This is a genomic window from Okeania sp. (genome assembly GCF_983059655.1).
Map to the genome: position 1 here is coordinate 1 of NZ_CEZPJD010000182.1, position 11,609 is coordinate 11,609.

An 11,609-nucleotide genomic window follows, 5' to 3' on the forward strand; every position below is an offset into this window, starting at 1 on the left:
GCAATTTATCAAAATAATTGGGTCTAAAACCCCGCCTTTTAAGGCGAAATATTTTTGGAGCGGAGCTGAAATCCCCTATTTCTCTTCCTGGGAGGGGTGGGGGTGGGTTAACTTCTGACTGTCATGAGTGTATCTTAAATTCTGGAGGGGCTATGTGCCTAAGTAATTCTGCACTTTATATGCTCTGTAGGGGACCTCGGAATTACACACTCGCTTCTGACTTCGTTAATTATCTTGCTGTCTGGGCACAGTGCTATATGTCTAAAAAGTATAATTGGATACTTTAAATTTAGAGCAATTGTATCCCTAAGCTGACTAAAAAAGTAGTTTTGACTGGAGCTGTTTGATAGATTAATAGCTTTTATCCAATCATTTTTGACTTCTCAGATATACTTTTACTTCTGGATATCGCATTCGACGTTCTTTCAGTCTCTGGCAGGAATTTACTTCAAGAATAATCTAACTTTTGTTAGCCTTGTTTGTGTGTGATAGTAGCTACCAAATTGTTATACCTGCTGATGTTAGCGTAGCGATCGCTTAGGGAATAGCAGAAAATAAATTACCCCAATTTTTGTACTTAGATCGTTAACTAGCTAATCTCTACTCCCTTAACTTTTTCAATTTCTTCCCTACTCCCTACTCCCTACTCCCTTACTTTCATAGCTAATAGGATAATTTTTTATTTGGAAGTCCCTTACTAAACACACTTTCTTGATGCACTACCATCTTTATGTGTACAAACAGTCTCTAAGGAAACTTGCTCGTAACTCTACCAATTATCTGTTGCGAACTTACAAAACCAAAAGAACGACTATCGCTACTTTCTTCCCTATTTTCTCCTACCAAAAAGCAGTCACCATTTTCTTCAACAAAGGCAACCCGCTTAATTATTTTCAAATTTGGGCGATGGGGATGTTTAGCCACCACCAAATCATCTATTTTAGGTAAACAGTGGCGGTAGGCTTTAGTGTCAACAAGAATATCCTCCCCTGGTTTGAGTAAGGGAAACATGGAGACACCTGTAACACAAAAACGTTGACGCAATCTTAACAACCATAACAATAACTCTTTATTATCGCTTGTTTGTATCAACTTTTTGCCTACCACCTTAAAACTCAAAAAATTTAGCTAGCCTTGTACCAAGTTACATCACGTTCCTTAGTGGCCCAGAACATATTGTGGATTTTTTCCACAGCAGCTAGTAACTCAGTAGCGTGCTCCAAACTAACTTCCACTTTACAAGCAGAACAAAGCTTGGCAGCTTTCCAGAAAGTATCGTGGAGATCTGGATACTTTTCTAAATGTACGGGCTTAAAATAGTCAGTCCAAAGAATCAGTAAATCTTCCTTAGTCTTCTGAGCTTGCTCTTCCTTAATAGCAATATAGCGAGAAAGAGTATTAGCAGTCTTATGGTCTCCTGCTTTTGGGTCAAGGTCCAGAATTTTCTTAGTCATAGACAATACAGCTTCAGCGTAAATGCGAGCAGAAGCAGGGTCATAAACACCACAAGGGCCATCGCAGTGAGCGCTAACTTCTGGTGCTGGGAAGAACTTTCTAATCTGAGTAGCAATTCTATTGAGCATAGTTTTCTAAGATATTCCTATGTGAATAAATGTAAAGTAATGTTACGATGAAATAGTGGTTCAGAAGGAAGGATTTTCCTAATAATTTCCACCAACCCTAGTTTAAATCAAAAGTGTGGGTATTTCTAAATTTCCTATAATCCCCACCCACCCCATTTAAAATAACAAAGTGTGGGTGTATCTGATTTTTAATTTTGGATTCCTTTATTAAGATAAACTTATGCCATTTTCAATTGATACAGCTCGTAATATCTTTCCCAGCACCTTATCAGCTGACGCAGTGCCAGCCACCATTGCTCGCTTCACTCAACTAAGTGCAGAAGACCAACTAGCTCTCATTTGGTTCGCCTACCTGGAAATGGGTAAAACTATCACAATTGCTGCTCCAGGAGCTGCCAATATGCAGTTGGCAGAAATAACAATGAATGAAATTAAGCAAATGAGCTTCCAGGAGCAGACACAAGTAATGTGTGACTTGGCTAACCGAGCTGATACACCAATATGTCGCACCTACGCTACTTGGACTCCAAATATTAAGTTGGGTTTTTGGTATCAACTTGGAGAATGGATGAATCAGGGACTTGTTGCTCCAATACCACAGGGTTATCAGCTTTCTGCTAATGCTTCAGCTGTATTGGGAACTATTCAAGGATTAGATTCTGGTCAGCAAATCACAGTTTTGAGAAATTCTGTGATTGATATGGGTTTTGATGTTAAAAATTTGGGCAATTATGCCCGAGTTTCTGAGCCAGTTGTTGCTCCACAGAATATGGCACAGCGAACTCAAGTTACGATTCAAGGTGTTGATAATCCTACTGTCTTGAATTACATGAATAACTTGAATGCCAATGACTTTAATGCATTGATTGAGTTATTCACTCCGGATGGTGGCCTGCAACCTCCTTTCCGTAGACCAATTGTGGGCAAAGATGCCATTTTGCGATTCTTCCAAGAAGAATGCCAGAATCTGAAGTTAATCCCAGAGCAAGGAATTTCTGAACCTGTTGAGGATGGTTATACTCAGATTAAAGTTACTGGTAAATGCCAAACTCCTTGGTTTGGGGCTGGTGTGGGTATGAATATTGCTTGGAGATTTTTGCTTAATCCTGAAGGTAAAATTTTCTTTGTGGCGATCGACTTATTGGCCTCTGCTAAAGAGTTGTTAAATTTGGCCCGGTAAAAAGAAATAGGTAATAAAGTATTATAACCGCCAGCAAAAGGTTAATCAATCCTGATGTGAACGGTTTTCTAAACATTATGAGAAAAGTAGTCCCAAATGTCTTTGACTATGGGATGCAAGGGTGTTGTAGTTCATAAGCGTCAGGGTAACACCTGCGATCGGAAGGATATGTCATACTTGACTATATTTTTATGAACTATGAACTAATTTTAGCAAAGCGATTTAACTCCAGGAAAATATGGAGATAAATAAATTTTAAAGAGTGTCTTTAAACAGAACACTCTTTTTTTTGTTTTTGTTACTAATAAAATTGCCTTGTAAATTAATATAAATTTTATTTTATTTAGCTACTAGATTAGATTATATATGCTATTATTAACAACTACATAAAAAATCATAATCACACATAGATTTTTAAGAAAATAAAAAATATGATGCAACTTACTAATACTCAGTGGTCTATAACAGAAGAAAAGATTGCCCAAGCAGCTTTGTCCAAAGCTAAGGAACGAGAAATCAATGCTTTAGTCACAACAGTGCGCCAAAAAGCAAGTGGAATTCAAGAATTTGATGATTTATGGTATCTACATGATTTTCTCAGTGCCAGAAGATACGATCTAGATGGCAAGTACGACTCTAGAAATGCAACTGTGATTTTTGCTCTGGCTGGTTTAGTAAAAGAGGGATGGTTAAAGCTTGGAGAGCTGGAAGGCTTGGATAAAGAAAAGATTACAAAAGTATCTGCTATGACTCGGATGATCTGATATTATCTGAGCTAGAATCTAAATCAAGAGCGGGTTGTGAAATGAACTGCGGTTTCATTTAGGCCCGCACTCTTTAAGCTTGACGATCTAGCAGTAAATTTGGTAAGACGCGATCGCAACAAAATAAAGTTCCTGCAGCTACACATAATGGAATACCTAAAAAGTTAACTATCGGAATAGTAATTAAAACTTGACAAATTAACCCAAAAGTGGCGCTTGCTGGTAAACTACGACGTACTACTGTTAACTTTTCTCGAAATTTTAATTTTCTTCTCTCCAAAAATCCATCAAAAAAGTCAAGACAAACAATGGAAGTTGTTAAGGTTATACCACCAATAGTTGCTATTAAAGAGCCTCCAGGTAAAAAGTTCAGCAGCAAAATCGGCAAACCTATTACTAATAGTAACCCAATTTTTTTTAGCTCAAAAAGAATCGCTCGCCAAATATCTCTGAAAAAGCTGAATAGGCTTGGCGGAGCTTCAGGCAATGTACCAGTTCTAATTTTTTCTAATTGTTCAGAAAGTTGACCATAAAAAGGTGAACCTAGAATAGCCCCAAATTGTACTAACAAAAATCCAATTATTAGTAATAATATTGCGAATAGAATGACTTGTAAAAGTTTATCTAAAATATTATCTATATAACTTAAGAAGTGTAACCATTTTGGTAATTGAGCAACAAAAGCATCATAGCGCAAAGATAAATCATCAAAAATAGTATCAATTAAATCAATTCCTGGTAGGAGTAAACCAATATAGAGGAGAATACCTACCACGATATTAATGAAAATTGGCACAACAATATAACCTATCAATCTTGGATTTTTGACAAATATATTTAAAGCACGAAAATGGTAAGTTGCACCTGCTAATAATCCGATAGGAGCCTCAAATAGAGATAATATTGACTTACTTTTTTTTTGTTTTACCATGAGTTAATTTAGAGTTGTTAGAAGTTATAGCGCTGTGCGCAGCTCATTTGGCAGTAGGCAATAGGCAGTAGAGGGGGATAAAAAGCTTATGATATAAAACTTTTAGCTATTGGACAGTTCCTGAAATTTGTAAATATGCCAGCACACATTGCTATATATCAATTCACTTTGAATAATTTCACAAATAGTTTCAAACTTTAAATATTAAATTATTGCCTGAAACTATTAGACATATGGCGATCGTCAAAAATTAAATCAATCCCATATGCATAAATCATCAATTCTTTTCCCCTACTCCCTACTCCCTACTCCCTACTCCCTCTTTTCCGGAGAGGTCTATTGTATTTTCAAAGTTTTTAGTACTCTCAAATCTAACTTCTGTCTTCTAACTTCTAACTTTTTAAAAGTACCCTATAATTTACAGTGGGCAAACCCAACCATAAGGGTCATTCACTTTAGCCGTTTTAATATCTTCTAATTTTTGTAATACTTGAGGAGCATATTTTCGCTCAGAAACAGGAGGTAAAATCATATCTTTACCTTGATAATTAATAGTAGAAATATGAGCAATTGTAGCAGCAGTTCCCATACCAAATGCTTCAGAAAGATTACCCTCTTCATAAGCCTTTGCCACTTCATCAATAGAAATTAATCTTTCCTCAACTTTAACACCCATATCTCTAAATAAAGTTAATACACTATCTCTAGTAATTCCAGCTAATATAGTGCCAGTCAATTTAGGAGTAATAACAACATCATTAATAACAAAAGCCACATTCATTGTGCCGCATTCTTCAATATATTTTTTCTCCTTCCCATCTAGCCATAAAACATTATCATAGCCTTGTTGTTTAGCCTCTTGATCTGCTAATAAACTACCACCATAATTACCAGCACATTTAGCTGCACCTGTTCCACCTTCAGCAGCTCGTATATATTTGTCTGTAACAATTAACTTAACTGGTGCTGAATAATAAGCACTTACAGGGCAAGTAATAATAATAAATTTATAACTATTTGCTGGTTTAAGACCAACAGATTCATCTGTAGCAAAATAAATAGGTCGAATATATAATACACTACCTGACTGAGTAGGAATCCAGTCAGAATCTAGCCTAATTAATTCCTTTAAACCATCCAGAAAAATATCTTCAGGAATAGACGGCATACATAATCGAAAAGCTGATTCATTTATCCTTTTATAGTTAGCTTGTGGGCGAAACAATAAAGGTTTTTTTGTTGGACTTCTATAAGCTTTTAAACCTTCAAAAACTGTCTGACCATAATGCAAAACTGACAGAGAAGGAGCTATTGAAATATTACCATAAGGAATAATTTTTGCATCTTGCCAATTACCATCTATGTAGTCAGCAACTAACATATGATCGCTAAATACTTTGCCAAAAGAACTATTATTAATATCTTGTTCTTGAATGCGAGAGTGGCTAGTTTTTTCTATAGATATTTGAAGATTTAGTGTTGTCATTCTTACCTGGCTTGTCTAATAAATGTAGTTTTACTATATTACCATTTATCAGTTATGAGTCGCCAATTTAAAGTAGAAAAATGAGTCGTATTTTAGTAGAGATAGGTTGAGGATAATATTTGATTTGCTGTAACTTAGAAATAGTCAAAAAAACTATTCCTACCTCTACACTTAAACTATTTGACTGAAAAATTATCAGGAAAGGTAGAGGGCAGGAGGCGCTTATACAGTTTGCGCAACATTCCGTAGGAAAGGGAATTCTCAATCCTGACCTCTGCCCGTGACTAAAGGGCACAAGGGGATAAAACCCCGCCACTGGTATTGCCTACAATTTGGGTGAGGTTTTATAACCTAATTAGGGCTTGCTGATTAAATATCAAAGCATTTACTGATATTGGTTTTAGCCTTTTTGGGTAGTGAAAAAGTACCTGGTTTTCAGCTATTAATGCTCAAAAATTTACCATTTTAGGCAAAAGTTGGGCAAAAACAATTACTTTCCTGCTCCTCTACTCCCCTACTCCCCTTTTCCCCTCCTGGGAGGCGTTAGGGGTGGGTCCCCTACTCTTAAAAAAAGACTTTTTCAGCAAGCCCCAATTATTCCTTTTGCCTTAGTTTATGAATCATGCTTGGCAATAACCCAAACAGCATGAATAATGCCACCAATGTAAAAACCAAAAATAGTTAGGAGAAGATTAATCCAAAAAGCACCGCCGAGGCCAACGGTCAAAAATACACCCAAAGGTGGTAAAAAGATAGAAGCTAAAATCCGTAGTATGGTCATGTTAGTTACTCTTGTAATTTTTAATTTATTGTTGTCTTAGTTATAGCTTCAACTGTTAGTAGAACCTTTACCGAAAAATTTTGGAGGTTTTGCTAAAGTATATACCTCAGTCTCAGCGGCGATCGCTTCGCGCAAATGTTTAGGTACTTGTAATATCCCTAATAAAGTAGTCCCATCCAACATCCGAAACCCACCAGTAGTTTTTTCTCTTAGAAGTTGATTAACTGTTTCTGGGTCAGGACGACTATTAATCATTTCTGTTGAAGCAAGTACAAAACCCCAAGGCTGGCCATAAGTAGGAACATAACTACTATAAGATTGGACATAAGGAAAAACTTGTTTCATTGTATTCACAATTCGAGTATGAAGTTTCATTTCTCCTGGGGAAACAGGGCCAGCTTGCACAATAAAAAACCCTCCAGGGGTAAGCACCCTGAAAATTTTTTCAAAGTATTCCTTTGTAAACAACTGAAATGAAGGTCCCTCTTCAATAGGATCGGAAAGGTCAGAGATAACTACATCCCAAATTTCATCAGAAGTATCCAAAAATTCTAAAGCATCACCAATGACCAATTTGAGGCGAGGGTCATCAAAAGCATTAGCGTGCATCTCAGGTAAATGTTGACGACAAGCTTCAACCACTTCTCCATCAATATCAATCATGGCCACTTGTTCTACTGTTTGCCAACGTAAGACCTCTCGAATAGTTGCTCCTTCACCACCACCAAGAACAAGAACTTTACTAGGAGATCCATGAAAAATCATGGCAGGATGTACCAGGGGCTCATGGTACAAAAATTCGTCTCCTGTAGAAGATTGCCATTTACCATCAAGAACCAGTGCTTTACCATAAACACCTGTATCTATAATGTACATATCCTGATAAGCAGTTTTTTTGTAGGCAAGTACCTCGGTAATGCCATGAACATAAATATCCCAAGGTGTGATATACTCGCTAATCCATAAATCTGCACCAACTTCACTACTTGCCATAAGCTATATTCCTCAATGAGATACTTTGTCTCAATACTCAATATTGGGACAGGATATATTTCTTAGCACAAAATTGTTTTAGATTCCAACTATACTTAATACAAACCTGAATTTTTACAGGTATTATTATTGAAATGATCTAAAATTTTATCCCGATGAATAGAGTAATTTTACTCAATCGCTTCAAGAGCAAAAAAACTTTTTCTAATTATTTTCCTAATTCAAACTATACTAAATTAATTAGCTAAGTATTACTTTTGACCGAAAAATTATGATCAATAGCCTCCCCTTTTAAGGAGATAAAAAGTGATCGTCAGCGGAGCTTCCCATAGGGTGGAATGGCGCAAATTAGCCAGATAAAATCAACCAAGAGAAAGAGAATATTACAGAAGATTTCAAGCCTCCTTATTGCAGAGGTACTGATAACTGATAACTGAAATTACTCGTGACACAGGGTATTCAAATTTTTAACTTTTGACTTAATAGGTTATTAGGTTGCATTCAAGTATAATCTATTGAATAAGTTACTCTTCGTAGTGCTATGGAAAATAATACAACTAACAACTTCTCAAATATATCTTTCAATGAATGGAATGCAGAACTGTATGAAAGTAAACATTCTTTTGTTTCTAATTTGGCAATAGATTTATTAGAATTGCTCAGTCCTCAGAGTGGAGAAAAAATTATTGACCTTGGTTGTGGAACAGGTCATCTGACCTATAAAATCACTACAAAAGGGGCAAAAGTCATAGGAATTGATAATGCTCCGACTATGATTGAACAAGCACATCGTTGTTATCCAGATATTAAATTTTTAGTAGGAGATGGAGTTAATATAGACTTAAAAGAAACATTTGATGCAGTTTTTTCTAATGCCGTACTTCATTGGATTAAAGAGCAGAAAAAAGTTATCAGTAATATTTGGCGCATATTGAAACCTGGAGGTCGTTTCGTTAGCGAGTTTGGTGGTAAAGGTAATATTAAAACTATTGTTAAAAGTATTTATGAAGCCTTAGATGCTGCTGGTTATAGTAATAATAAACAACTTAATCCTTGGTATTTTCCTAGTATTGGAGAATATGCTAGTCTTTTAGAATCACAAGGGTTTGTATTGACTTTTGCTACTTTATTAGAAAGACCAACTAAACTTGAGGATGGAGAATATGGTTTGCGCAATTGGCTGAAGATGTTTGCAACTTGTTTCTTTGAAGGAATTCCTGAAAAAAAGCAAGATATTATTATTGGTGATATTGAAAATAGATTGCGTCCTCATCTATATAAGAAGGGAAAGTGGACGGCTGATTATAAGCGAATTAGGATTATGGCTTTTAAGGAAGGTAAAATGGAATAAATAATACCTAAATTACCGATCGCTTAAGTTATTGTTGTTTTCTACAATAATTTATATTTTTTACTAATTTATATTTCATTCCACTTAATATAGCGCTACGTGCAAGGGAACAGGGAACAGGCAATAGTGAAATACAAAAGAGTTTTAGCTTTTATTCATGTCAAACACCTTAATGCGTAGCGCCATACTATTTCTCAAATATTCATACTTTAATCATATTAGATTGAATAGTTATAATTTATATGTAATATCAAATCCGCCTAATTTCACATAGATAAAATAACGTCATAATCAGGATTTTAAGCTATTAGACATCTCCAATAATAAAAAATAAAATCAATTGTTATATATAAATTATTAATTATTTATCCCTACTCCCTACTCCCTCTTTTCTGGGTCTATTGATTGTGAGGTTATTTAACCGGATTTGATATAACAGGTGACAGAAAGTAGAATTTTCATGTAACAGCTATATATACATCTATACACAAAGAATGATATTTATAAGACTTTTATCCGAACATGATGTTATTTGATAACTAGGGCTTGCTGATTAAATTTCAAAGCATTGACGGATAAAGGTAAGTGCCTTTTTGTAGTGAAAAAAGTTCTAGCTTTTTGTTATAAAAAGTTCATACATGTTAGTATTGAGGGCAAACAAAGGCAGAACAATCTTGGGATAACTCTTCTTCCTACCTCCTCTATAATTCCCATTCCTCCTGTCTCCTATCTCCCACCCCTACTAAAAGACTTTTGAGCGCAAACCCTAACTATTTCAAATATTAAAAAGAAGGAAGAAATAAAATTAAGTTGCTCTAAATACTCAAAAAAACAATTATTTTTAAAATCTATCTACTTCTATAAAACTTAAAGTAACTTATCAAGTGCTGCTTTGAAAGTTTCATAAGGAGAAACACCAACTATATTTTCTACAAGTTCGCCACTTTTAAAAAACATTACAGCTGGAATACTACGAATACTAAATTTATTGGCAGTTTCCTTATTTTCAGAAATATCAAGTTTCACTACCTTGGCACGACCTTCATATTCTTCAGCTAACTGGTCAATATAAGGACTAATTTTTTTACATGGACCACACCATGATGCCGTACAATCTACGACAAAGATTGTTTCAGAAGTTAAAAGTGCATCAAATTCACTGTCATTTATGTAAGCTGCTGTACTCATTAGAACTCCTGATAAAATAGATAATAATCAATTATATAGCAATTCTTCACTATAAAGTTATATTCTGATTATTTCGAGCATCAATCCATTGTTTGGCACGCTTAACTACCTCTTGTCGAGAAGAAGCGTAAGGTACTGCTACAACACAACCTAACTTGTAGTTTGCCCAAGCCGCATAAGTAGCAGATCCGTCCATTTCACCTTGGTCAATTTCAACTTTCCAACCCTTGTAGTTAAAGGCCAATACAATATGAGGAAAATCTGGTTCAATCATTATCTTCACTACGCTCCAAAGGTTGTAGGTCATTTCAGTTATCAGTTATCAGTCATTGCATAGAAATTATCAATTCTTTCCCCCTACTCCCTACTCCCTATTTTCTGGATTAGCATAAACAGCTTGTACATTATACCAATTCAAAAATATCCGAGAAATTTCTAAAGCTAACTGCGATTTACCTCGGTCAATTAACCATTGCAAAAAAACAGCCATTGTCTTTTCATTTAATCTCCCACCTAATGATAAAACTCCCCATAATAATTTGTGTAGCCAAGTCATTTGAATCATCATTTTAACTTCCCAAGTTGGATGTTTTTGATAAAACAAAACTCCCATTTTTCCCCTTTGAATTTCTCGTTCAATCATTCCTGGTAATTGCTCCAAAGAAAAAGGTGGATGCCAATGATAGCCAACAGCATCAGGACACTTAATCAATTTTAAACCCAATTTTTTTAACCTAACTCCTAACTCCAAATCTTCCCAACCATACTGTTCAAAACAAGTATCAAATAATCCAGCTTCAATTAACCAACGACGAGCGATCGCCACATTTCCCGTAGCAAAAAAAGCTGCCGAAAAATCAGTCAACTTATAAGGTTCTGAAGTGGGAAAATCAAAATTACAAGTATTAATAACTCTGCCATAAGTAAATACATTATCTGACTTTTGAGCAATCAAACTATTTGCGTGTGACTGTAGAAAAGAATCTGTCACCACCAAGTCACTATCAATAAAAATAATAAAATCTCCTTTGGCCTGCTCAACACCCAAATTCCGAGCTGCTGCTGGCCCTTGGTGAGACTGAGAAAATAGTTGGACATGAGGAAATTCTTTGGCCTCTGTTTCTAACCAGGGGATAGTGTCATCCGTCGAACCATCATCGATAACTATTACTTCATAATCTATAATCAGGCGGTCATAATCTTGATTTTCCAAAGCGCGAAGACACTTTTCTAAAATTGGTTTGCGATTATAAGTGGGAATAACTACACTGAAAAACATTTTGTCTCCTAACTAAATGGAATAAAAGTGAAGAAAAAATTTTTCTTTGAGTCAATCCTCTTCTTTTCAAGGA

12 protein-coding genes are annotated in these 11,609 nt (G+C 35.4%); 3 read left to right on the top strand and 9 right to left on the bottom strand.

The features are described 5' to 3' along the window. Window positions 1–747 precede the first annotated feature (747 nt). Entirely contained in the window at window positions 748–1,107 is a 360-nt protein-coding gene (sodX, locus tag AC3DU7_RS12525) for a nickel-type superoxide dismutase maturation protease (protein ID WP_488039673.1), read from the bottom strand. 17 nt (window positions 1,108–1,124) lie between these two features. Then, complete coding sequence (gene sodN, locus AC3DU7_RS12530; RefSeq protein WP_488039674.1) at window positions 1,125–1,583, bottom strand: superoxide dismutase, Ni; 459 nt, start codon at window positions 1,581–1,583, stop codon at window positions 1,125–1,127. Window positions 1,584–1,803: 220 nt separating this feature from the next. Here sodN and AC3DU7_RS12535 point away from each other — a divergent pair, with 220 nt between their 5' ends. Both AC3DU7_RS12535 and AC3DU7_RS12540 read left to right on the top strand, forming a co-directional pair. Beyond that, complete coding sequence (locus AC3DU7_RS12535) at window positions 1,804–2,763, top strand: orange carotenoid protein N-terminal domain-containing protein (protein WP_488039675.1); 960 nt, start codon at window positions 1,804–1,806, stop codon at window positions 2,761–2,763. A 431-nt stretch (window positions 2,764–3,194) separates the two neighbouring features. After that, window positions 3,195–3,527 (top strand): hypothetical protein, encoded by a 333-nt coding sequence (locus tag AC3DU7_RS12540; RefSeq protein ID WP_488039676.1) that lies wholly within the window; start codon window positions 3,195–3,197, stop codon window positions 3,525–3,527. Between the two features lie 73 nt (window positions 3,528–3,600). Here the strand turns inward: AC3DU7_RS12540 and AC3DU7_RS12545 are convergent, their stop codons facing one another. The 4 genes from AC3DU7_RS12545 to AC3DU7_RS12560 all read right to left on the bottom strand — a co-directional run bounded on the left by AC3DU7_RS12545 (window position 3,601) and on the right by AC3DU7_RS12560 (window position 7,718). Further along, complete coding sequence (locus AC3DU7_RS12545; protein WP_488039677.1) at window positions 3,601–4,458, bottom strand: EI24 domain-containing protein; 858 nt, start codon at window positions 4,456–4,458, stop codon at window positions 3,601–3,603. A 418-nt stretch (window positions 4,459–4,876) separates the two neighbouring features. Then, entirely contained in the window at window positions 4,877–5,944 is a 1,068-nt protein-coding gene (locus AC3DU7_RS12550; protein ID WP_488039678.1) for a branched-chain amino acid aminotransferase, read from the bottom strand. Between the two features lie 613 nt (window positions 5,945–6,557). Then, window positions 6,558–6,725, bottom strand: coding sequence for a YqaE/Pmp3 family membrane protein (locus AC3DU7_RS12555; RefSeq protein ID WP_488039679.1), 168 nt, complete (start codon window positions 6,723–6,725; stop codon window positions 6,558–6,560). 48 nt (window positions 6,726–6,773) lie between these two features. Next, window positions 6,774–7,718: a spermine/spermidine synthase domain-containing protein gene (locus AC3DU7_RS12560; protein WP_488039680.1), complete on the bottom strand. Its 945-nt coding sequence runs from the start codon at window positions 7,716–7,718 to the stop codon at window positions 6,774–6,776. A gap of 541 nt (window positions 7,719–8,259) precedes the next feature. Here AC3DU7_RS12560 and AC3DU7_RS12565 point away from each other — a divergent pair. Beyond that, on the top strand, window positions 8,260–9,069 hold the full coding sequence (locus AC3DU7_RS12565; RefSeq protein WP_488039681.1) for a class I SAM-dependent methyltransferase: 810 nt from the start codon (window positions 8,260–8,262) through the stop codon (window positions 9,067–9,069). An 867-nt stretch (window positions 9,070–9,936) separates the two neighbouring features. Here the strand turns inward: AC3DU7_RS12565 and trxA are convergent. From trxA to AC3DU7_RS12580, 3 genes are read right to left on the bottom strand one after another with little or no spacing between them, the layout of a single operon-like run. After that, complete coding sequence (gene trxA / locus AC3DU7_RS12570; protein WP_488039682.1) at window positions 9,937–10,257, bottom strand: thioredoxin; 321 nt, start codon at window positions 10,255–10,257, stop codon at window positions 9,937–9,939. Between the two features lie 49 nt (window positions 10,258–10,306). Next, window positions 10,307–10,564: a hypothetical protein gene (locus AC3DU7_RS12575; RefSeq protein ID WP_488039683.1), complete on the bottom strand. Its 258-nt coding sequence runs from the start codon at window positions 10,562–10,564 to the stop codon at window positions 10,307–10,309. A 57-nt stretch (window positions 10,565–10,621) separates the two neighbouring features. Next, on the bottom strand, window positions 10,622–11,536 hold the full coding sequence (locus AC3DU7_RS12580) for a glycosyltransferase family 2 protein (protein WP_488039684.1): 915 nt from the start codon (window positions 11,534–11,536) through the stop codon (window positions 10,622–10,624). Window positions 11,537–11,609: the final 73 nt, after the last annotated feature.